Origin of the sequence: Pseudomonas sp. R2-37-08W (genome assembly GCF_003851705.1) — a bacterium.
GTDB lineage: Bacteria > Pseudomonadota > Gammaproteobacteria > Pseudomonadales > Pseudomonadaceae > Aquipseudomonas.
This window is the reverse complement of record NZ_CP027728.1, coordinates 4570858-4593670: the sequence shown is the minus strand read 5'-3', so window position 1 is coordinate 4593670 and position 22813 is coordinate 4570858. Positions and strand designations below refer to the sequence as shown.

Sequence of the window (22813 nt, the reverse complement as noted above, 5' to 3'; positions counted from 1 at the left end):
AAGTCCTTGAGAGGGGGAGCGCCTTTCTGGCTCTGAAGAGAGCGGTTATCAACTAGACGAACAGGAAGACGCGGCACAGTAAAAATTCCGCACCTCGCCGCTCGATCATCGCGGCGAGATGCAGCGGGTGGCGTCAGATGTCCCAGATCACATTGATCGCGAAGTTGCGACCCGGCTGGGTCAGGCGATCAAGGTTGGCCGGGCCGGTCACCGCGGCTTCGCCGACGCTGTCGTAGCTGCGCACGTCGTCCCAGTTCCAGTACTTCTTGTCGGTGAGGTTGTAGACGCCGCCGTTGATGGTCACGTCGTGGGTGACCTTGTAGTAAGCGCTCAGGTCGAGAATGCCGAACCCCGGCGTCTTGAACGGTCCGCTGGTGTCGCCGTCCGGGGCGTGGAAGGTGCTGCTGTCGACGCGATTCTGTTTTTTCACCAGGGTCCAGCTCAGCAGGCCGCCGTAGCTGTCCTGATCGTAGCCCAGGCCGAAGACGCCCTTGAGCGGGTTGACGCTGTTGAGCGGCTGGCCGTTGTCGTCGTTGCGGCCATGGGCGTAGGACACCGCTCCCTGGGTATACAGGCCTTGCGGCGCACCGAAGGCGTCCAGGTTCAGGCGGCCCTTGGCTTCGGCGCCCTTGATGGTGGCGCGTTTGATATTCACCGCCTGGAACTGCTCGACGGTGCCGCCGACCACCGCGTTGTCTTCGTCGATGAAGTCGCGGTATTTGTTATAGAACACCGCGATTTCAAACGAGCCCTCGTCGAACTTGCCGCGAAGCCCGGTTTCGATGCCCTTGCTGGTTTCCGGCTTGAGGTCGGGGTTGGGCTCCACGGTGTAGCCCAGGTTGAGGTTTTCGAAGCGGCCGTACAGCGCCTTGGCCGACGGTGTGCGGAAACCTTCGGCGTATTGGCCGAACCAGGTGTATTGATCGGTCAGGGCGTAGGTCAGGCCGAACTTGGGCGTGACGCGATGCCAGGTTTTGCCCTTGCCGTCGACCGCATATTCACCGGTGGGGTTTACGGTGCTGAGGAATTCCTCGGTCAGCTTGGGCTTGAGCCGGGTGTAGTCGTAGCGTACGGCGGGCAGGAAGGTCCATTTATTCCAGCTGATCTGGTCCTGGGCGAACAGCGAGTAGGTGTTGATGGTCGGGTCGGGGAAATCACTGGATTTCTTCACGCTGTCGCCGGCCGACGGGCTGGGGGCGCCGATGGCGGTGCAGCCGCTGCCGACCGCCAGGCAGGTGGCGCTGCCTTCACGCGAACCGGTGACTTTCTGCTGCTTGAGGGTGGTGCCGTAGGTCACTTGGTGCTCGGTGTCGCCAAGGCTGAAGGCCTTGTCCAGCTGCGCATCGAAGACCCACTGCTTTTCTTCGTACAGGGTGTCGCGGGTGCGCAGTACACGACGGCCCGACTGATAGATTTCAGCCGTGGTCTGGTCGGTCTTGGCGATCTGGTAGTTGAGGCTGGTCTTGATGCGGTCGGCCATCGGCGAGTCGAGGGCGAAGCTGTTTTCCAGGCCGAAACGTTCACGGGTAATGGTGTCGTTGCCGCGACGGTCACGGTAAAGGTTGAAACCGCGCCCGCCAATGAACGGGCCGCCCACCGCATTCTTCAGGTTGATGTCGCGATCATCCTTGTACTTCTCGTACGTCAGGCCCAGGCGGTTATCGTCGCCATAATTCCAACCCAGTTTGGCCAGCACGTTGGTGGTGCGTGCGTCCTCCGGGTTGGCGCCGGTGCGGGCCAGGCCGGTGGCGTTGTTGCCATCATAGGACTCGGTTTCGTGGCCGTTGCGCTGGCTCAGGTGCAGCAAACCGTCGACGTCCTGCACACGGCCGGCGACGGTGGCGGACGTCAGCCAGCTTTCGTCGGCGGAGCTGTAGCCGGTCTTCAGGCGGGCGCCGACGTCCTGCCTGGGCTGGATGATGTCATCCGGGTCGAGGGTGAAATAGCTCACCGCGCCGCCAATGGCGCTGCTGCCGTACAGGGCCGAGGCCGGCCCGCGCAGGATCTCCACGCGCTTGACGATTTCCGGGTCGACGTAGTTGCGCCGGGTCTTGGCGTAGGGGCCGTTGAAGAAGTTGTCGGGCACCTCCACGCCGTCGACCTGGGTAAGAATGCGGTCGCCGTCGATACCGCGAATGTTATAGCCGGCATTGCCCGAGCGCGTGCCGGCGCCGCCCACCGACACGCCCGGTTCGTAGCGCACCAGCTCACGGGTAGTGTTGACGTTCTGGCGGTCCAGTTCCTGGCGGTCGTGCACGCTGACCATGCTCGGTACGCTGTCCACATCCTGCTCGGTACGGGTGGCGCTGATGGTCACCTGCTGCAGGTTGAGGGCGCCGCCGGCGGCACGTTTCTCCAGGACGATGTTGTTGTTGCCCAGCTTGCGATAGCTCAGGTTGGTCCCCACCAACAGCCGTTCCAGCGCCTTCTCCGGCGACAACGCACCACGCACGCCAGGGGACGACACACCCTGGCCCAACTCAGCCGGCAGGCCGACTTGCCAGCCGGTCACACCGGTGAAAGCGTTCAGCGCCGACACCAGGGGCTGCTGTTCGATGCTGAAGCTGTAGGTGCCTTGGCTGCGCGGTGCGGGTTCGGCGGCAGTGGCGGCCATTGCCGGCACGCCGGCCATCAGTATGGCGGCGGTCAGCAGAGAAAGGACGGGCGAACAAGACCGGCGGTTGAAACGAGAGGACATCGAGAGCGCTCCGGAGATACGAATCTTATAGTTGCGAACTGAACCAAATAGGAATCAGTTGCATTGGCTATAACGAGACGTATCGCTGGTCAGCATCGAGTAAAAATAATTCTCATTTAGTTCAAGATCACCAGCGCCGGGTATTCCGACAGCTTGGCCGAGGTGATGTGGGCCAGGGAACGCACCACGTCCAGCGGTTGGTCGAGGCGATAGTTGCCGGTGACGGCGACACTGGCGAGCCTGTCGTTGGTGTTGACGATCCAGCCCGGATAATAGCGACGCAGCTCCGCCAGCACTTCGCCCATCGGGCAGTTTTCGAACACCAGTCGGCCCTGGACCCAGGCCAGGTCCTTGCCGGCGTCCAGCTTGGCCGGCTGGCCGAAGCCCTTGGGGCCGATGCGGATGCTTTCACCGGCACTCAGGCGCACCCGGGCGTCGTCGACGGTGTTGCTCAGGTCGACATCGCCGCGCTGCACTTGTACCTGGGCTTCGCCGTCGAGATAGCGCACGGCAAACGCGGTGTCACGCACGCTGGCGCGCACCGGGCCGGCGTCAATTTCCAGCGGCAGGCCACGGCTGGGGGCGATGTCGAAAAACGCTTCGCCCTGGTAGAGGCGGGCGATGCGCTGGTGGTCCTTGATGCGGCTGGAAAACGCCGAATTGGTGTTCAGCAATACGTTGGCGCCCTCGTCCAGTTGCAGGCGCTGGCGTTCACCGACCACGGTGAGGTGGTCGGCCTGCAGGCGTACCGGCAGGTTGCTGAAGCTGAACAGGCCGAGCAGCAGCACGGCGGCGGTGGCCAAGGGTTTCCAATGCGGTTTGATCCGGCGCCAGGCGCTCGGTTTGCGTGGCGCGGCCAGGGCCACGGCGGCGCTGTGTACGGGCGCGGCACCCCAGGCGGCCTGGGCTTTGCTGAAGGCATGGGCGTGCGCGGGGTCCTCGGCCAGCCAGGCTTGAAATGCCGCTTGCTGGCCGGGTTGCGCGCACTGCAAGGCGATCAGCCAATCGAGGGCTTGGTCCATGGCCGTGTCTTGCAGCACCTCATGAGCCAGCTCGTGGGGGCGCAGTTTATTCGGGTCCGTCACGGTGTTCCTCGGGTCTTCGCCACGTTCTATTCATTTTTCCTACAGCCTGGATCGACACTTCTGTCGGCGTGAAGCTTAAGGCTGATCCAGCCGTTCGGCCACACCTACACAGATGGCCATGATCAACTTCAGTTCCTTTTGTACGGTGCTCAAGGACACCTGCAACTGATCGGCGATCTCCTGGTAGCTGCAACCGTGCAGGCGGCTGAGGATGAAGATCCGCTGCTGGCGAGCACTCAACTGGCCCAGGCTGACGCTCAGGTGCTCGAGCAATTGCTCGGCCTGGGTCGCGTCTTCGGGTGTGCTGATCGGGGCGGCAACGCTTTGCAGGATATCCAGCGGTACATCTTCCTGCAGGGTGCGGGCCTGGATCCTGCGCGAACGCAAATGATCCAGTGCCAGGTTGCGCGCGGTCTGGTAGACGAAGGGTTCAAGGTGGTCGATCGGCCGCTCGCTCAGGGCCCGGGTCACGCGCAGGTAGGTTTCCTGCAACAGGTCCTCGGCGGTGCTGTGGTTATTCACCATGCGTTGCAGCGTGCGCAGCAGAATCACCCGTTGGGTGAGAAAGACGTGGTTGAAGCGAGATTGGCTCACAGTGATACCAGACCGATTTGCAGTTAATGATAATGCTTATCATCAACTCAAATGGCAAGTGGCTATTTCTGCAGCCTTGCACCGCTCAAATGTGGGAGGGGGCTTGCCCCCGATAGCGGTGTATCAGTCATGAACAGGCTGACTGACACACCGCCATCGGGAGCAAGCCCCCTCCCACACGAGCCCCATTCCAAATGGGATTACTCGGCGTTACACAGCGCCAGGCAGTTATCCAGCATCCGGTTCGAGAAACCCCACTCGTTGTCATACCAGGCCAGCACTTTAAGCAACTTGCCGCTCACCTTGGTGTGATTGGCATCGAAGATCGATGACAGCGGGTTATGGTTGAAGTCACTGGAAACCAGCGGCAGGGTGTTGTAGCCGAGGATTTTCGAGTGCTGGCTGGCGTGCTTCAACAGCGCGTTGACTTCATCGGCCGTGGCTTCTTTTTTCAGCTGCACAGTGAGGTCCACCAGCGACACGTTGATCACCGGCACGCGCACGGCCATGCCGGTCAGCTTGCCCGCCAGTTCCGGCAATACCAGGCCGACGGCTTCAGCGGCGCCGGTCTTGCTCGGGATCATGTTCTGGGTGGCCGAACGCGCACGGTACGGGTCGGTGTGGTAGACGTCGGTGAGGTTCTGGTCGTTGGTGTAGGCGTGAATCGTGGTCATCAGGCCGCTTTCGATGCCCAGTTCGCGATGCAGCACTTGGGCCACTGGCGCCAGGCAGTTGGTGGTGCACGACGCGTTGGAGATGATCTGGTGCGACTGACGCAAAATGTCATGGTTTACACCGTAGACCACGGTCGCATCCGCGCCCTTGGCCGGGGCAGAGATGATCACCTTGCGCGCACCGGCGCTAATATGGGCGGCGGCCTTGTCACGGTCGGTGAACAGGCCGGTGCATTCGAACACCACGTCGATCTTGTGCGCGGCCCACGGCAGGTCGGCCGGGTTGCGAATGGCACTCACGGCGATCCGGTCGCCATTGACGGTCAGGCTTTCCTGATCGTGGGCGACCTCTGCTTCGAATGTGCCATGCACGGTGTCATATTTGAGCAGGTGGGCATTGATCGAGCTGTCGCCCAGATCATTGATGGCGACGATCTGCAAATCCTGGCGGTAGCCTTGGGTATACAGTGCGCGTAGTACGTTACGGCCGATACGGCCAAAACCATTGATTGCGATACGTAGAGTCATTGGAAGGTGCCTATCGTCGATTTGTTGTAAGAATTACAAGATTATTCGCATAAAAATAGAAAACAAGCCTTTTTAGTGGCAATATTTTGTTCAATCTACAACGAGTGACCTGAATCAACTGGTCCGATGATCCAAACGACTGCCTGCCATCCATGCGCTGCGGGCGTTTGATCAGCATAGACACTCAGGTCGCCACATCCGTTAGCCTGGAGTTCTATACATGCATCCCCGCGTCCTTGAGGTCACCGAACGGCTTATCGCCCGCAGCCGCGCCACCCGCGAGGCTTACCTTGCGCTCATTCGCGGCGCAGCCAGCGACGGTCCGATGCGCGGCAAGCTGCAGTGCGCCAACTTCGCCCACGGCGTGGCCGGTTGCGGCACCGAAGACAAAAACAGCCTGCGCATGATGAATGCCGCCAACGTGGCAATTGTTTCTTCATATAACGACATGCTCTCGGCGCATCAGCCGTACGAACACTTCCCTGAACAAATCAAGAAAGCCCTGCGCGAAGTCGGCTCGGTCGGCCAGTTCGCCGGCGGCACGCCCGCCATGTGCGATGGCGTGACCCAGGGCGAGCCGGGTATGGAGCTGAGCCTGCTCAGCCGTGAAGTGATCGCCATGTCCACGGCGGTCGCGCTGTCCCATAACATGTTCGACGCAGCGTTAATGCTGGGCATCTGCGACAAGATCGTCCCCGGCCTGATGATGGGCGCGCTGCGCTACGGCCACCTGCCGATGATCTTCGTGCCCGGCGGGCCGATGCCGTCGGGCATCTCCAACAAGCAGAAAGCCGATGTGCGCCAGCGCTACGCCGAAGGCAAGGCCACCCGCGAAGAGCTGCTGGAATCGGAAATGAAGTCCTACCACAGCCCCGGCACCTGCACCTTCTACGGCACCGCCAATACCAACCAACTGTTGATGGAAGTGATGGGCCTACACCTGCCGGGCGCCTCGTTCGTCAACCCGTATACGCCGCTGCGCGATGCGCTCACCCGCGAGGCCGCGCACCAGGTCACACGCCTGACCAAGGCCAACGGCAACTTCACGCCGATCGGCGAGATCGTCGACGAGAAGTCACTCGTCAATTCCATCGTCGCCCTCAACGCCACGGGCGGGTCCACCAACCACACCCTGCACATGCCGGCCATCGCCATGTCGGCGGGCATTATCCTGACCTGGCAGGACATGGCCGACCTCTCCGAAGTGGTGCCGACCCTGTCGCACGTGTACCCGAACGGCAAGGCTGACATCAACCACTTCCAGGCGGCGGGCGGCATGTCGTTCCTGATCCGCGAACTGCTCGAGGCCGGCCTGCTGCACGAAGACGTCAACACCGTGGCGGGCAGGGGCTTGAGCCGTTACACCCAGGAACCGTTCCTGGTCGACGGCGAACTGATCTGGCGCGACGGCCCCATCGAAAGCCTCGATGAAACCATCCTGCGCCCCGTGGCCCGTGCGTTTTCGCCGGAAGGCGGCCTGCGGGTGATGGAAGGCAACCTCGGCCGTGGCGTGATGAAAGTCTCGGCAGTAGCGCCCGAGCACCAGGTGGTCGAAGCGCCGGCGGTGGTGTTCCAGGATCAACAGGACCTGGCCGACGCCTTCAAGGCGGGCCAGCTGGAAAAAGACTTTGTCGCGGTGATGCGCTTCCAGGGCCCGCGTTCCAACGGCATGCCCGAATTGCACAAGATGACGCCGTTCCTTGGCGTGTTGCAGGACCGTGGGTTCAAAGTCGCCCTGGTGACAGACGGGCGTATGTCCGGCGCCTCGGGTAAGATTCCCGCCGCGATCCACGTCAATCCCGAAGCCCAGAGCGGCGGGCCGCTGGCGCGGGTCCAGGATGGCGATATCATTCGCGTCGATGGCGTTACCGGCACCCTGGAGCTTAAGGTGGACGCCGAAGAATTTGCCGCGCGCACGCCGGCCACGGGCCTGCTGGGCAATAACGTGGGCGCCGGTCGCGAGTTGTTTGCATTCATGCGCTTGGCCGCAAGCTCCGCAGAGCAAGGCGCCAGCGCCTTTACCTGTGCCTTGGAGACGCTTAAGTGAAGTTAGCGCTGGTCGGTGACATCGGGGGTACCAATGCCCGTTTTGCGTTGTGGCGGGATCAGGCACTGCATTCGATCCGCGTGCAGGCCACGGTGGATCACGCCAGCCCTGAGGAGGCCATCAAGGTCTATCTCAGGGAGGTAGGCCTGGTGCTGGGTGACATTGGCGCGGTGTGCCTGTCGGTGGCCGGCCCGGTGAGCGGCGATGAATTCAAGTTCACCAACAATCACTGGCGCTTGAGCAAGACGGCTTTCTGCCAGGCGTTGCAGGTGGACAAATTGCTGCTGGTCAACGATTTCTCGGCCATGGCCCTGGGCATGACCTGCTTGCAGCCCGATGAATTTCGCGTGGTGTGCGAAGGTACCCCGGAGCCGTTGCGCCCGGCCGTGGTGATCGGCCCAGGCACCGGCCTGGGCGTCGGTACCTTGCTGGACCTCGGCGCAGGCCGTTGGGCGGCGTTGCCGGGGGAGGGCGGCCATGTCGACCTGCCCCTGAGCAGCCCGCGTGAAACCCAGTTGTGGCAACACATCTACAGCGAGATCGGCCACGTCAGCGCTGAAACCGCGTTGAGCGGTGGCGGTTTGCCGCGCCTGTACCGGGCGATCTGTGCGGTGGACGGGCACACCCCGGTGCTGCACACGCCCGAGGCCATCACGGCGGCGGGCCTGGCGGGCGATCCGGTGGCGCTGGAAGTGCTCGACCAGTTCTGCATCTGGCTGGGCCGAGTGGCCGGCAACAATGTGCTGACCACGGGCGGGCGTGGCGGTGTGTATATCGTGGGCGGGGTGATACCGAGGTTTGCCGACTTCTTTATCCGCAGCGGTTTCGCCAGGAGTTTTGCCGACAAAGGCTGCATGAGTGACTACTTCAAAGGCATCCCGGTGTGGCTGGTGACCGCGCCGTATTCCGGGTTGACCGGCGCGGGTGTGGCGCTTGAGCAGGCATTTGCTTAGGCTGTGACGGCCTCATAACAACAAGGAGGACCCCGTGAGCGTAATCAGTAAATCGATTCTCCTCGTCGACGACGACCAGGAAATCCGCGAATTGCTGCAAACCTACCTCAGTCGCGCCGGCTTCCAGGTCCGTGGCGTGGCTGATGGCGCGGGGTTCCGCCAGGCGATGAACGAGGCGCCGTGCGACCTGGTCATCCTGGACGTGATGTTGCCCGATGAAGACGGTTTCAGTCTTTGCCGCTGGATCCGCCAGCACCCGCGCCAGGCGCAGGTGCCGATCATCATGCTCACCGCCAGTTCCGACGAAGCCGACCGCGTGATCGGCCTGGAACTGGGCGCCGATGACTATATCGGCAAGCCGTTCAGCCCCCGCGAACTGCAGGCGCGGATCAAGGCGCTGCTGCGGCGCTGCCAGTTCGGCCAGGAGCGCAGCAGTGGCGGCGAGGTGTTGGTGTTCGATGAGTGGCGCCTGGATATGATCAGCCATCGCCTGTTTCACGTGGACGGCGAAGAGGTGATCCTCTCCGGCGCCGACTTTGCCTTGCTCAAGTTGTTTCTCGACCACCCGCAACAGATCCTCGACCGCGACACCATCGGCAACGCCACCCGGGGCCGCGACCTGATGCCGCTGGACCGCATTGTCGACATGGCCGTCAGCCGCCTGCGCCAACGTCTGCGCGATACCGAAAAACCACCCCGGCTGATCCGCACCGTGCGCGGCAGCGGCTATCAATTGGCAGCCAGCGTGGTTGCCGGCAATGCCCACTGAACGCCTGCGTGAACTACGCCGGCGGATCCCGGTACCGCGTTCGCTGCTGGGGCGGATGTTACTGCTGACCCTGTTGGCGGTGCTGTTTGCCCAGGCGTTATCCAGCGTAATCTGGGTGTCGCAACTGCGCGCTACCCAGCTGGAAGGCCTGGTGACGGCTGCCCGCAGCCTGGCGCATTCGATGACCGCCAGCGTGAGTTACTTCCGTTCCTTACCAGTGGCCTATCGCCCCCTGGTGCTCGACCAGTTGCGCAGCATGGGCGGCACGCGTTTTGTGGTGACCCTCAACGATCGCCCGCTGGATATGCAGGTATTGCCCGAAACCCCGCGCAAGCAGGCGGTGCTGGTGGCCGTGGACGACGTGCTGCGCCAGACCCTCGGCGCCGATGTGCATATCTCGGTGGAATTCGTCAGCGCCGAAGACCTGCGCATCTTCAATGCCGGGCTTAAGCTCGACGAACTACCGCGCTCCTGGGCTCACTACGCGCTGACCCTCGAGCCGGTCAACCCGCCGGTGCTGGTCACCCAGATCCAGCTCGCTCCCGGTGAATGGTTGTACATCGCCTCGCTGTTGCCCGAACCCTACACCAGCCTTGAAGAGCAAGGCCTGCCAGCCCAGCAGGTGTGGTTTATCGTGTTGACCAGCGGTTTCCTGCTGCTGTTCATCGGCCTGCTGGTGCATTGGCAGAGCCGCCCGCTCAAGCGCCTGGCGCGGGCGGCGCGGGACATGTCCCTGGGGGCGGATGTAGAGCCGGTGGCCGAAGGCGGCGGCAGTGAAGTGGTGGAAGTCGGTCGTGCGTTCAATGCCATGCGTGAGCGCATCAGCCGTTACCTCACCGAGCGCAGCCAGCTGTTCAGCGCGATTTCCCATGACTTGCGCACACCCATCACACGCCTGCGCCTGCGCGTGGAATTGCTCGAAGACGAAAACCTGCAAGCCAAATTCGGCCGCGACCTGGATGAGTTGGAATTGCTGGTCAAAGGCGCGTTGCAATGCGTGAAAGACACCGATATCCACGAGAACATCCAGCCGGTGGACCTCAACCACGTGCTCGAATGCCTGGTGGAGCCTTACCTCGCGCCCAACGGCAATGGGCGGGTGACCCAGCATGGGCAGGCCCTGACCACCTATCCGGGCAAGCCGCTGGCGCTCAAGCGCTGCATCGGCAACCTGATCGACAATGCGCTGAAATACGGGCAGAACGCGCATTTGCACATCGAGGACGATGGCACCGAGTTCATCCTGCATGTGGACGACGAAGGCCCCGGCGTGCCGGAGCAGCGGTTGGAGCAGGTGTTCGAACCGCACTTTCGCCTGGCCGGGCAGCAGCAGGGCTATGGGCTGGGGTTGGGGATTGCACGCAATATCGCCCATAGCCACGGTGGTGAGGTGAGTTTGCAGAATTTGCGCGAGGGTGGGTTGCGGGTGACCCTCCAGCTGCCGCGCGGATTAGACTGACTGAATACGGACCAATGTGGGAGGGGGCTTGCCCCGATAGCGGTGGGTCAGTCAGCTGATGTATAGCTGATAGACCGCCATCGGGGGCAAGCCCCCTCCCACATTTTGATCTCATTGCATCAGATGCTTTGGCGTAACCGGGCCAAGTCGCGCAAAGGCGGCGCGCCAAACAACCGGCTGTACTCCCGGCTGAACTGCGACGGGCTTTCATATCCCACCCGATACCCCGCCGCCGAGGCTTCCAGCCCTTCGGCAATCATCAGCCGCCGAGCTTCCTGCAAGCGCAGTTGTTTCTGGTATTGCAGCGGGCTCATGGCGGTGATCGCCTTGAAACGGTGGTGCAGGGTCGAGACGCTCAGGTTCACTTCCCGAGCCAGGTCATCGATTCGCAGCGGCTGTTCGTAGTTGCCGTTCAACCACTTGATCGCCTGGCTCACCCGGTGGCTCTGGCTGTTGGCCACGGCAATTTCATACAGGCGATAGCCTTGGGGCCCGCGCAACAAGCGGTAGAGAATTTCGCGGTTGATCAGCGGGGCGAGCATCGCGATATCTTTGGGCGTATCCAGCAGGCGGGTCAGGCGTAGCACGGCATCAAGCAACTGATGGTCGATGCGGTCGACGTACATGCCTCGGGAAGTCGGACGCGATGGCACGCCCATCGGGCCGGCCTCAGCGATCAGTGCGGTGAGCTGGGCCGGGTCGATATTGATGCGCACCGACAGGTTGGGGTCTTCGGGGGTGGCGTCGATAATCCGCCCAGACACCGGCATGGCCACCGAGAACACCAAATAATTGAGCGGGTCGTAGGCGAAGATTTCGTCGGCCAGGCGCACTTCCTTGCTGCCACTGGCGAGGATGCACAGTGCCGGCTCCACCAGCACCGGCATGAAGTCACGCGGCGTGTTGTGGCGGTTCAGGTACAGCGAAGTGATCGCCGTGCCGTAGGAGCCATCTTCCCAGGTATGGCGGTGCACGATGCTGGCCAGTTCGGCACGCTGCTTTTCCATCTCGGCATCGAGGGGCATGGACTTGAGGTCGGGCGACGACATGGGGCGTCCTCTACACACTGGTTGAATGGTGCTCAGCTTAGTGGTGGGTATTCAAAAAGTGTTACGTCGATTCTGCACAATCCTTGCCTGATCCTGCGGCTTAGCGTGAATCAGGCAAGCAAGGCGGCTGTCATCTCCCTGAAATATGCCGTTCGGGCCTGGAATAAATCCAGCGCTGGAACGTCCTGCCTACGCTTCTCGCAGGATTGTGCAATAAGCCAGCAGGAATTGACTAACCGTGCCCACACCGGCGCCGCTATCTTTGATCCTGTGGCAACACGCCCTCACAGTGCTTGCCGAGCATCACTTCTCAACGGGAGAGTCGAACATGTCCACCCCCATTCCCGCGAGCCATATGGCCTTTGTCCGTGCCCGTACCGGGTACAGCACCGAACTCGGTGCACGCTTGAGCAGTTTGATCGAACCGGGCCGACAGGCCCAGGGTTGCCTGCAATTTACCGTGCAGCATTCCCAGACCGACCCCGACGTCTGGCTGATCTCGGGCTTCTGGAGCAGCGAGCAGGCGATGAGCGCCTACTTCAATTCCCCGGCCCTGATGATCTTCACTGAGTTGCTGAACGACATGGTCGTGCGCAGCATGGACTTCCAGACCTTCACCGATGCATCCGCCGTCAAAGCCTACGGCGAGTACCTGCAACTGGCCGGCTAGAGCGTTAGAATGGCCGACTTTTCATTGGCCAGGACGTTCAAACATGGCACGTAAACAATTTGCCCACCACGAAGCCGTTTCCGCCGTAGTACCGGGAGAGGGCGGCTACAGCGCCGCCGTCGCCGTCAAGGCACTGGACGGCATGGGTGCACCGCGTTTTCACAAGATTCTCGATGGGCAGACGTTCAAGACGGCTTCCGACGCCGATGAAGCGGCGGCGGCGCGGCTTGAGTATCTGGTCGATGTGGACGCGGAAGGCCAGCTGATTTGGGACTAAATGTGGGAGGGGGCTTGCCCCCGATGGCGATGTGTCAGTCAACTGAGTTGTAGCTGATACACCGCCATCGGGAGCAAGCCCCCTCCCACATGTTTATTGCATTCAGTCAGGCTTTGGTGGCGCCTGGGCGGTACATCTTGAACAGCGCTTCCGGCCCCAGCTGGAAATAGTCCGCCGGGCCGCCACCTCGCAAAATCGGCTCGGCGGCGGCGGTGTCGTAGATCCCGTCCTTGAGCAGCCATTTGGCGATGTGCACCGCAACCACTTCGCCCAGCACCAGCCAGCTGGGTACCAACTGCTGGTCGGCGCGTTGCAGCTGGATAATCTGCGTCACCTTGCATTCGAACGACACCGGGCTCTCGCCCACTCGCGGTACGCCGACGACTTTCGACGCCACAGGCGTCAGGCCGGACAACTCGAATTCATTCACGTCCGGCGAAACGGCCGCGCAACTCTGGTTCATCTGCTCGGCCAGTGGGCGGGTCGCCAGGTTCCACACGAACTCGCCGGTCTGCTCGATATTGTTCAGGCTGTCTTTGCGCCCCACGCTGGAAAACCCAATGATCGGCGGAATGTAGTTGAACGCATTGAAGAAACTGTAGGGTGCCAGGTTCAGGCGGCCCTCGCGGTCGTGGGATGAGATCCAGCCGATCGGGCGTGGGCCGACGATGGCATTGAACGGGTCATGGGGCAGGCCGTGGCCGTTGGCGGGTTCGTAGAAATGGATATCGTCGGACATGGGCCGGTTCTGCTCTCGGTTTCGGGGCAAACATCATACCCAATGTGGGAGGGGGCTTGCCCCCGATAGCAGGGTGTCAGTCAGTAATATATTGATTGACCCACCGCTATCGGGAGCAAGCCCCCTCCCACAGGTTTTATCTCATCATCCAGTTAGTCGGTGGTGATGCGCGAGTGTTTGCGTGTGTCCTTCATGGTCACATAGACCACCAACGACACCGCGATACACGCGGTCACGTACCAGTAATAGCCGGTTTCCATGCCGATGCTCTTGAACCACAGCGCGATGTATTCAGCGGTGCCGCCGAAGATCGACACGGTCAGGGCATACGGCAGGCCCACGCCCAAGGCGCGGATTTCGGTCGGGAACAGCTCGGCTTTCACCACTGCGTTGATCGAGGTATAGCCGCTGACGATGATCAGCGCCGCCATGATCAGGAAGAACGCGCCCCACCAGCTCTGGATGGTGTGCAGGGTGGTGAGGATCGGCACCGTGAACAGGGTACCGAGGATGCCGAAGGCGATCAGGATCGGCCGACGGCCAATCTTGTCCGACAGGCCGCCCACCAGGGGTTGCAGGCACATGAACAGGAACAGCGTCGCCGCTGAGATGGTGGTGGAGTCGGAGATGCTCATGCCGACGGTGTTCACCAGGTATTTCTGCATGTAGGTGGTGTAGGTGTAGAACGCCAGGGTGCCGCCCATGGTCAGGCCGACCACGGTGAGCAGTTCCTTGGGGTGGCGCATCAAGGTGCGCATCGCGCTTTCCTTGGCTTTTTCCTTCTTGGTGAACGACTCGGTTTCTTCCATGCCGCGCCGCAGGTACAGCGCAACCACTGCGCACAGCGCGCCGATGGCGAACGGGATGCGCCAGCCCCAGGCATACAGTTGCTCGGTGGTCAGCACTTGCTGCAGCACGATCAGCACCGCGAGGGCAATGAGCTGGCCCGAGATCAGGGTGACGTACTGGAAGCTGGAATAGAAACCACGACGCTCCTTGGTCGCCATCTCGCTGAGGTAAGTGGCGGAGGTGCCGTATTCGCCACCGACCGACAGCCCCTGCAGCAGACGGGCAAACACCAGCAGGATGGGCGCACCGATACCGATGATTTCATAGCCTGGGCTCAGGGCAATCAACAGTGAGCCGAAGCACATCAGGTAGACCGAGGCCATCAGGGCTTTCTTGCGCCCGACCTTGTCGGCGTACAGGCCCATCAACCAGCCGCCGATCGGGCGCATCAGGAAGCCCACGGCGAAGATCGCGGCGGTATTGAGCAATTGAGCGGTGGTGTCGCCTTTGGGGAAGAAGGCTTTGGCGAAGTACAACGAGAAAGCGGCGTAGACGTACCAGTCGTACCACTCGACCATGTTGCCGACGGAGCCGCTGAAGATCGATCTGATCCGGCTGGAGGTTGTGCGTGCTTTCGCCGGCGCAGCCGCCGACCCCAGAGGCAAGGTGTTGGAGTTATCCATTGAAGGATCCTTCATCTAGTTGTTTTTATGGAGCGTGCCTGAGCACTGCCTGGCTTGGGCTGTAGCAGAAGCTATGCCAGGTGGAGGAAGGCCCGGAATAGAAGGGTTTCAAGGTTTTTTTGAGCGGAAAGTTGCTGATGGTTTTGGAGTGATGAGCGGAAATCCGCTTATGGCTGCTGGCGCCATCGGGGGCAAGCCCCCTCCCACATTTTGACCTCATTGTTCCTGAATAAACGCGGACCACTGTGGGAGGGGGCTTGCCCCCGATGGCGATCGGAAGACCGCTAGAGAAACATCTCCCTTGCCAACCCATGCCGCTGCATCTTTTCATTGAGGGTCCGGCGCGGCAGTTGCAGTTCGGCCAGCACCGCCTTGATATCGCCTTTATGCCGGGTCAGGGCAGCTTTCAGGCAATGCGCCTCGAAGGCTTCCTGCTGCGCCGCCAAGGATTGCCCGGCCTCGATGCCCTCCGGTTCCGGCTCGCCAAGCCCCAGCACCTGGCGTTCGGCCGCGTTGGCCAGTTCGCGTACGTTGCCTGGCCAGTCATGACTGAGCAGGCGTCCCAGCGCGGGGCCGCTTAGCGGCTCGGCGCTGCGTCCCAGGCGCTGGGCAGCGTCCTGGGCAAAATGTTCATACAGCAGCGGAATGTCTTCGCGCCGCTCGCGCAGCGGCGGCAGGCGCAGTTGCGCGACGTTGAGCCGATACGCCAGGTCTTCGCGAAAGCGCCCGGCGCGGGCCTCTTCCAACAGGTCCGGCTTGGTGGCCGCGATGATGCGCAAATCCACATGAATGCTCTGATTGGAACCCAGGCGCTCCAGCTTCTGTTCTTGCAGCACGCGCAGCAGTTTTACCTGCTGGGCCAAGGGCATGCTTTCGATTTCATCGAGGAACAGCGTGCCGCCGTGGGCGTATTCCAGTTTGCCGATCCGCTTGCCTTGGGCGCCGGTGAATGCGCCGCTTTCATGGCCGAACAGCTCGGCTTCGAACAGCTGCTCTGGGATCGCGGCGCAGTTGAGCGCGACAAACGGCTTTTTCGCTCGCGGGCCGAAATCATGCAGGCAGCGCGCAACCAGCTCCTTGCCGCTGCCGGTCTCACCGCGGATCAACACATTGACCGGCAGCGTCGCCAGGTCCAGCACTTGGCGTCGCAGGGTTTGCAGGCTCTTGGACACCCCGAGCAGACTGGATTCCAGCTGGGCGCGATGATCGGCTTGGCGATGCAGGCGACGGTTTTCCAGGATCAGCCCGCGTTTATCCAACGCGCGGCGCAGGCTATTGAGCAGCGCATCCGGGCTGAAGGGTTTTTCCAGGAAGTCGTAGGCGCCGTCGCGCATGGCTTCGACGGCCATCGGCACGTCGCCATGGCCAGTGAGCAGGATGACCGGCAAGTCGGCATCGCGCCGCTGCACTTCGGCCAGCAGTTCCAGGCCGCTGAGGCCGGGCATGCGCACGTCGCTGAGGATCACGCCGGGAAAGTCCCTGGGCAACTGCGCCAGGCATTCCTCGGCACGGCTGAACAACTGCACCGCAAACCCGGACAGGCTCAACCATTGTTCGACGGCCGTACGAATGCTGGCTTCGTCATCCACCACAATCACCGCGTTCAACATAGGTCGGGCGTCTCCAGCGCGACAGGCAAGGTCAGGGTAAATATCGCGCCGTCGCCCCGGTTGCCGGCGATCAGGCGTCCGCCCAGTTCATGCACGATAGCGTAGGAGACCGCCAGCCCCAAGCCGAGCCCGTCACCCACCGGCTTGGTGGTGAAGAAGGGGTCGAAGACATTGTTCAAGTGTTCTTCGGCAATCCCGCCGCCGCTGTCGCTGACGCTCAACTGCCAGAGCTGCTGGTCGGCGTGCAGGCGGATTTCCAGGCGTTTGCGCGGCTTGTCGGCCATGGCATCCAGGGCGTTGCGCAGCAGGTTGATCAGCACTTGTTCAAGGCGGATCGCGTCGCCGCGTACCCAGGCCGGGCGGGTCAGGTCCAGCACCACGCCGATGGCTTCATCGCGCAAGCGTGCGTCGAGCAGGTGCAGGGATTGATCGACCACGGTGGCCAGGTCCAGGCGTTCGCGCAGGCCGCTGGGGCTTTTACGCGCGAAGGTCTTGAGATGGCCCGTCAGCGCGGCCATGCGGGTGAGCATGTCATCCAGCGGTGTGAGTGCCTTGTAGGCATCGTCCACGCGGCCGTGGTCGAGCAACAGCCGCAGGGTCGCCAATTGCATGCGCTGGGCGGTCAGCGGTTGGTTGATTTCATGGGCGAGGGCAGCGGACATCTGCCCCAGTGCCGCCAGCTTGGCCGACTGCACCAGGCCATCCTGGGCGGTGCGCAGGGCCCGGGTGCGTTCCTCGACCAATTGCTCAAGCTCTTCACGGCTGCGTTGACGCAGACGCGCCAGGCGCCAGCGTTGGCTCAAAAACAGCACGAGGAACACCAATGCCAGCCAGGACCCGGCGGCGGCCAGGCCGGCGTTGCGTTGGTCTTCAAACGGGAACTGGGGTTTGCGCAGCAGGTGCAGGGTCCAGCCTTCGGCTTTGAGCGGCAGCGATTCCCAGATGTAGTTGGCGTTGCCGTCGGGGCCGTTGACGCGCATCAGGTGGCTGTTGTCGCCGAAGCGCTGCAGGGTGTTGGTCTCCAGCGGCTGCAATTGCTTTTTGTCGTATTGGCGGGTGGCCTTGAGTTCGGCCAGGTCGCTGGCCGACAGCGCTCGCAGGTTGCGGTAGCGCCAGCCCGGCTGGTTGGCGATGAACACGATCCCGCGCGCGTCGCTGACCAGCAGCAGGTCGTTACCCTGGGCCCATTCACGCTCAAGCTCGGGGAATTCGAGCTTGACCACCATGGCGCCGAGAAACTGCTCGTGTTCGTCGACCACGGCGCTGGAAAGAAAGTAACCCGGTATGCCGGTGGTCACCCCCACCGCGTAAAAACGCCCGGTGCCCTGGCTCAGGGTCTGGCTGAAATACGGCCGAAACGCGTAGTTGTGCCCCACATAACTGCTGGGCAGGTTCCAGTTGCTGGCGGCCACGGCCAGGCCGGTGCGGTCCATCAATTCCAAGGTGGAAGACTGGGCTGCGCCGTTGATGCGTTCCAGCTTGCGGTTGAGCAGGTCCTGGGTGGTGGCGTCCAGCGGGCCTTTCAAGGCGTTGATCATCTCCGAGTCCAGCGCCAGCACGGCGGGCAGGGCACGGTAGCGTTCGATCAGGGTGTGCAGCGAGTTGGCATACAGTGCCAGCTGTTGATTGGCACGGGCGGCGTCGTCCACCAAGGCCTGGCGTTCGGCATGGCGCGTGGCCAGCGCCGCAGCCAGCAGCGCACCGGCGACGATCAGCAGGGAATAGAAGGTCAGGCGCAGGGGGCGAGGGATTGCGATCATACGAGGATGAACAGGCGCAGTGGGGGCGAGCACCATAGCATGGGCTGCCCGAAACTTGTGTGGGAGGGAGCAAGCCCCCTCCCACCTTTACTTATTGGACTTCCACCGCCAGGCTCTCACTGATCTTCTTCTGCCAGATCGCAGGACCGGTGATGTGTACGGATTCGCCGTTGCTGTCCACCGCAACGGTGACCGGCATGTCCTTCACATCGAACTCGTAGATCGCTTCCATGCCCAGTTCGGCGAAAGCGACGACGCGCGATTTCTTGATGGCCTGCGCCACCAGGTAAGCGGCGCCGCCCACGGCCATCAGGTACACGGCCTTGTGGTCCTTGATCGCTTCGATGGCGGTCGGGCCGCGCTCGGATTTGCCGATCATGCCCAGCAGGCCGGTTTGCTCGAGGATCTGACGGGTGAACTTGTCCATCCGCGTCGCAGTGGTCGGGCCGGCCGGGCCAACCACTTCTTCGCGCACCGGATCAACCGGGCCGACGTAGTAGATGAAGCGGCCCTTGAGGTCCACCGGCAGGGTTTCGCCCTTGTTCAGCATCTCGACCATGCGCTTGTGCGCCGCGTCGCGACCCGTGAGCATCTTGCCGTTGAGCAACACGGTTTCGCCCGGTTTCCAGCTTTGCACTTCTTCAGGCGTCAGGGTATCGAGGTTGACGCGACGGGCCGATGGGCCGGCTTCCCAGACGATTTCCGGGTAGGCGTCCAGCGGTGGCGCTTCCAGCGACGCAGGGCCCGAACCATCGAGCACGAAGTGCGCGTGGCGGGTGGCGGCGCAGTTGGGGATCATGCACACCGGCAGGGACGCGGCGTGGGTCGGGTAGTCCATGATCTTCACGTCGAGCACGGTGGTCAGGCCACCCAGGCCCTGGGCGCCGATGCCCAGTTGGTTGACCTTTTCGAACAGCTCCAGGCGCATCTCTTCGATGCGGTTCTGCGGGCCGCGCTTCTTCAGCTCGTGGATGTCGATGGATTCCATCAACACTTCCTTGGCCATCACCGCAGCTTTCTCGGCGGTGCCGCCAATGCCGATGCCGAGCATGCCCGGTGGGCACCAGCCGGCGCCCATGGTCGGAACGGTCTTGAGCACCCAGTCGACGATCGAGTCGGACGGGTTGAGCATGGCCATTTTCGACTTATTCTCGGAACCACCGCCCTTGGCGGCCACGTCCACTTCCACGGTGTTACCGGGGACGATGGAGTAGTGGATCACCGCCGGGGTATTGTCCTTGGTGTTCTTGCGCGCGCCTGCCGGGTCGGCAAGGATGGAAGCGCGCAGGACGTTTTCCGGCAGGTTGTAGGCGCGACGCACGCCTTCGTTGATCATGTCGTCCAGGCCCATGGTGGCGCCATCCCAACGTACATCCATGCCCACGCGCACGAACACGGTCACGATACCGGTGTCCTGGCAGATGGGGCGATGGCCGGTGGCGCACATGCGCGAGTTGATCAGGATCTGGGCGATGGAGTCACGGGCGGCCGGCGATTCTTCGCGCAGATAGGCCTCGTGCATCGCCTGGATGAAATCAACGGGGTGGTAGTAGGAAATGAATTGCAGGGCGTCGGCAACGCTCTGAATCAGGTCGTCTTGCTTGATCACGGTCATGAGTCGCGCTCCTCTATAAGGGAACATTCAATAAGGTGGCTTCAGTGAGGGTGCATCGGTCGGCTGAAACCACCTTTCCAAGGCACGCCACTGGTGCAGGCGCGACGCTAAAAAGGCGCGGCAGTATAACCCGGCACGGTGGCTGATACACCCGACTATGGTCAAACTGTCGCAGGCATGATTCCCTGTGCGCGCCCCTTGTGATTGAGACCGTTTATGCCTGAACTGTACGTCGGCGAACGCCATTGGCCGGTGACTACCGGCAGCAACCTGCTGGACGCCTTGAACCAGGCGGGGGTGGCTGTGCCCTTCAGTTGCCGCGCCGGAAGTTGCCATGCCTGCCTGGTGCGTTGCCAGGGCGAGGTTGAAGACAAGCAACCTCAGGCGTTGAGCCCGGCGCAACGCCAGGACGGCTGGCGCCTGGCGTGCCAGTGTCGGGTCAGCGGCGATCTCAAGGTGCAAGTGTTCGACCCGTTGCGTGACGGTTTGGCGGCCAAGGTGGTCGGCGCCGATTGGCTGAGTCCGACGGTGCTGCGCCTGCGCCTTCAACCCGAGCGTGGCCTGCGATACCGCGCCGGGCAGCATCTGGTGTTGTGGGCAGGGCAGGTGGCACGTCCGTATTCCCTGGCGAGTTTGCCCCAGCAGGACCCGTACCTGGAGTTTCATATCGATTGCCGTCAACCCGGGGCATTCAGCGATGCCGCTCGCCACTTCAAGATCGGTGATGCTTTAAACCTGGGTGAGTTGCGGGGCGGGGCGCTGCAGTATGATCCCGACTGGCAAGCCCGGCCGCTGTGGCTGCTGGCCTCCGGCACTGGGCTGGGTCCGTTGTGGGGGGTGTTGCGTGAAGCGTTGCGCCAGGATCACCAAGGTGCCATCCGCGTCATTCACCTGGCTCATGATGCCCAGGCTCACTACCTGGCCGAACCCCTGACGGCGCTGGCCGCGCGGCATCAGAACCTTACGGTGGAGTTGTGGACCGCAGATGAGTTGGCCCAGGCATTGGGGCAGCTGCGGCTTATTTCGCGGCAAACGCTGGCCTTAGTCTGCGGGCATCCTGACAGCGTCGAAGCCCTTTCCAAGCGCTTGTTTCTGGCGGGACTGCCGCGTAATCAACTGCTGGCCGATGTGTTCCTGCCCCGTGGTTGAACGCTGAGTCCTACCGCCGCGAGATTCGCCTTGACTGACGCCATTGCAGGCCGCAGTCGACCGAGTTGTTTGAAGGGGGCACGGTCAAATGTGGGAGGGGGCTTGCTCCCGATAGCGGCGGATCAGTCACACATAAACTGACTGATCCACCGCTATCGGGAGCAAGCCCCTCTCACATGTTTTTTCAGCGTGTCACTCAGAACTGCGGGTCGCCCACGTGCAGGATCTTCATGCCATTGGTGCCGCCGGTGGTGTGATAGCTGTCGCCCTTGGTCAGGATGACCCAGTCACCTTTCTCGACGACGCCGCGTTTGACCAACTCGTCGATAGCTTTCTGGCTGACTTCGTTCGGGGCCAGCGAAGCCGGATCGAACGGAATGGTATAGACGCCACGGAACAGCGCCGCACGGGCCTGGGCTTCGCGGTGGGGGGTGAACGCGTAGATCGGCACCGACGAGCGGATGCGCGACATGATCAACGGCGTATAGCCACTTTCGGTCAAGGCGATGATCGCTTTAACGCCCGGGAAGTGGTTGGCGGTGTACATGGCGGCCAACGCGATGCTCTGGTCGCAGCTTTCGAAGACCTTGCCGATGCGGTGGCTGGAGGTCTTGCTGGTGGGGTGCTTTTCAGCACCGACGCAGATACGCGCCATGGCCTGGACGGCCTCCAGCGGGTACGGGCCAGCGGCACTTTCAGCCGAGAGCATCACGGCGTCGGTGTAGTCGAGCACGGCGTTGGCCACGTCGGACACTTCGGCGCGGGTCGGCATCGGGTTCTGGATCATCGACTCCATCATCTGGGTCGCAACGATCACCGCTTTGTTGTGGCGGCGTGCATGCAGGATGATCTTCTTCTGGATACCGATCAGCTCGGCATCGCCGATTTCCACGCCCAGGTCGCCACGGGCAACCATGACGGCGTCGGAAGCCTTGATCAGGCCATCCAGGGTTTCGTCATCAGCCACGGCTTCGGCACGTTCGATCTTGGCCACCAGCCAGGCGGTACCACCGGCTTCGTCGCGCAGTTTACGTGCGTATTCCATGTCGGCGGCGTCGCGCGGGAAGGACACGGCGAGGTAGTCGACTTCCATTTCGGCGGCGAGCTTGATGTCGGCCTTGTCTTTTTCAGTCAGGGCCGGTGCCGTCAGGCCACCGCCGCGACGGTTGATGCCTTTGTGGTCGGACAGCGGGCCGCCGATGATCACGGTGCAATGCAGTTCGGTCGGGGTAGCGGTGTCGACGCGCATTACCACGCGACCGTCGTCCAGCAGCAGTTCGTCGCCGACGCCGCAGTCCTTGACCAGATCCGGGTAGTCGATGCCTACGACGTCCTGGGTGCCTTCGGTCAGCGGATGGCTGGTGGAGAAGGTGAATTTGTCACCGATCTTCAGCTCGATCCGCTTGTTGGCGAATTTGGCGATACGGATTTTCGGACCTTGCAGGTCACCCAGCAGCGCCACGAAGCGGCCGTGTTTGGCGGCCAGGTCCCGCACCAGCTTGGCGCGAGCCTTGTGCTCGTCCGGGGTGCCGTGGGAGAAGTTCAGACGGGCAACGTCCAAACCAGCCAGAATCAGCTGTTCGAGGACTTCCGGCGAGTTGCTGGCCGGGCCAAGGGTGGCGACGATTTTGGTACGACGGACGGACATGCACAGACTCCTGAGTT

Annotated in this window: 18 protein-coding genes; 7 read left to right on the top strand and 11 right to left on the bottom strand. The window is 62.4% G+C overall.

Annotation, left to right across the window (positions count from 1 at the left end; translation table 11 throughout):
• Window positions 1-133: 133 nt before the first annotated feature.
• From C4J93_RS21180 to gap, 4 genes are all read right to left on the bottom strand, one after another.
• A complete protein-coding gene (locus tag C4J93_RS21180) occupies window positions 134-2698 on the bottom strand; it encodes a TonB-dependent receptor (RefSeq protein ID WP_124430391.1) in 2565 nt (854 codons plus the stop codon).
• A 116-nt stretch (window positions 2699-2814) separates the two neighbouring features.
• The gene (locus C4J93_RS21175; RefSeq protein WP_124371725.1) at window positions 2815-3783 is read right to left on the bottom strand and encodes a FecR domain-containing protein; all 969 of its coding nucleotides are present in this window, start codon (window positions 3781-3783) and stop codon (window positions 2815-2817) included.
• A 75-nt stretch (window positions 3784-3858) separates the two neighbouring features.
• Window positions 3859-4377 carry an RNA polymerase sigma factor gene (locus C4J93_RS21170; RefSeq protein ID WP_124368204.1) on the bottom strand — a complete coding sequence of 173 codons (519 nt, stop codon included), beginning with the start codon at window positions 4375-4377 and terminating at the stop codon, window positions 3859-3861.
• Window positions 4378-4577: 200 nt separating this feature from the next.
• Window positions 4578-5579, bottom strand: coding sequence for a type I glyceraldehyde-3-phosphate dehydrogenase (gap, locus tag C4J93_RS21165; RefSeq protein ID WP_124364224.1), 1002 nt, complete (start codon window positions 5577-5579; stop codon window positions 4578-4580).
• 220 nt (window positions 5580-5799) lie between these two features.
• Between gap and edd the strand changes: the two genes are divergently transcribed.
• From edd to C4J93_RS21145, 4 genes are read left to right on the top strand one after another with little or no spacing between them, the layout of a single operon-like run.
• A complete protein-coding gene (edd, locus tag C4J93_RS21160) occupies window positions 5800-7626 on the top strand; it encodes a phosphogluconate dehydratase (RefSeq protein WP_124368203.1) in 1827 nt (608 codons plus the stop codon).
• Entirely contained in the window at window positions 7623-8579 is a 957-nt protein-coding gene (locus C4J93_RS21155) for a glucokinase (RefSeq protein ID WP_124430390.1), read from the top strand. The genes edd and C4J93_RS21155 overlap by 4 nt, the downstream gene beginning before the upstream one ends.
• A 34-nt stretch (window positions 8580-8613) precedes the next feature.
• Complete coding sequence (locus tag C4J93_RS21150; protein WP_124364221.1) at window positions 8614-9348, top strand: response regulator; 735 nt, start codon at window positions 8614-8616, stop codon at window positions 9346-9348.
• A complete protein-coding gene (locus C4J93_RS21145; RefSeq protein WP_124430389.1) occupies window positions 9338-10807 on the top strand; it encodes an ATP-binding protein in 1470 nt (489 codons plus the stop codon). The genes C4J93_RS21150 and C4J93_RS21145 overlap by 11 nt, the downstream gene beginning before the upstream one ends.
• 119 nt (window positions 10808-10926) lie before the next feature.
• On the opposite strand, the gene C4J93_RS21140 is transcribed toward C4J93_RS21145, so the two are convergent.
• Window positions 10927-11856 carry an AraC family transcriptional regulator gene (locus C4J93_RS21140; protein ID WP_124368199.1) on the bottom strand — a complete coding sequence of 310 codons (930 nt, stop codon included), beginning with the start codon at window positions 11854-11856 and terminating at the stop codon, window positions 10927-10929.
• A 328-nt stretch (window positions 11857-12184) separates the two neighbouring features.
• Here C4J93_RS21140 and C4J93_RS21135 point away from each other — a divergent pair, with 328 nt between their 5' ends.
• Together C4J93_RS21135 and C4J93_RS21130 are read left to right on the top strand one after the other, a co-directional pair.
• Window positions 12185-12526, top strand: a complete 342-nt coding sequence (locus C4J93_RS21135; RefSeq protein WP_124368198.1) for an antibiotic biosynthesis monooxygenase family protein — start codon at window positions 12185-12187, stop codon at window positions 12524-12526.
• Between the two features lie 43 nt (window positions 12527-12569).
• A complete protein-coding gene (locus tag C4J93_RS21130) occupies window positions 12570-12803 on the top strand; it encodes a hypothetical protein (RefSeq protein ID WP_124430388.1) in 234 nt (77 codons plus the stop codon).
• A gap of 106 nt (window positions 12804-12909) precedes the next feature.
• Here C4J93_RS21130 and C4J93_RS21125 read toward each other — a convergent pair whose 3' ends face one another.
• From C4J93_RS21125 to C4J93_RS21105, 5 genes are all read right to left on the bottom strand, one after another.
• The gene (locus C4J93_RS21125; RefSeq protein WP_124430387.1) at window positions 12910-13542 is read right to left on the bottom strand and encodes a flavin reductase family protein; all 633 of its coding nucleotides are present in this window, start codon (window positions 13540-13542) and stop codon (window positions 12910-12912) included.
• Between the two features lie 152 nt (window positions 13543-13694).
• The gene (locus C4J93_RS21120; protein ID WP_124408055.1) at window positions 13695-15014 is read right to left on the bottom strand and encodes an MFS transporter; all 1320 of its coding nucleotides are present in this window, start codon (window positions 15012-15014) and stop codon (window positions 13695-13697) included.
• 284 nt (window positions 15015-15298) lie between these two features.
• Window positions 15299-16624 (bottom strand): sigma-54 dependent transcriptional regulator, encoded by a 1326-nt coding sequence (locus C4J93_RS21115; protein WP_124405164.1) that lies wholly within the window; start codon window positions 16622-16624, stop codon window positions 15299-15301.
• Window positions 16618-18384, bottom strand: a complete 1767-nt coding sequence (locus tag C4J93_RS21110) for an ATP-binding protein (RefSeq protein ID WP_124430386.1) — start codon at window positions 18382-18384, stop codon at window positions 16618-16620. Before C4J93_RS21110 ends, C4J93_RS21115 begins: the two co-directional genes overlap by 7 nt.
• 91 nt (window positions 18385-18475) lie before the next feature.
• Window positions 18476-19999, bottom strand: a complete 1524-nt coding sequence (locus C4J93_RS21105) for a fumarate hydratase (RefSeq protein WP_065887574.1) — start codon at window positions 19997-19999, stop codon at window positions 18476-18478.
• A gap of 216 nt (window positions 20000-20215) precedes the next feature.
• Here C4J93_RS21105 and C4J93_RS21100 point away from each other — a divergent pair, with 216 nt between their 5' ends.
• Window positions 20216-21148 (top strand): iron-sulfur-binding ferredoxin reductase, encoded by a 933-nt coding sequence (locus C4J93_RS21100; protein ID WP_124430385.1) that lies wholly within the window; start codon window positions 20216-20218, stop codon window positions 21146-21148.
• Window positions 21149-21344: 196 nt separating this feature from the next.
• Here C4J93_RS21100 and pyk read toward each other — a convergent pair whose 3' ends face one another.
• Window positions 21345-22796 carry a pyruvate kinase gene (gene pyk / locus C4J93_RS21095; protein ID WP_124371716.1) on the bottom strand — a complete coding sequence of 484 codons (1452 nt, stop codon included), beginning with the start codon at window positions 22794-22796 and terminating at the stop codon, window positions 21345-21347.
• Window positions 22797-22813: the final 17 nt, after the last annotated feature.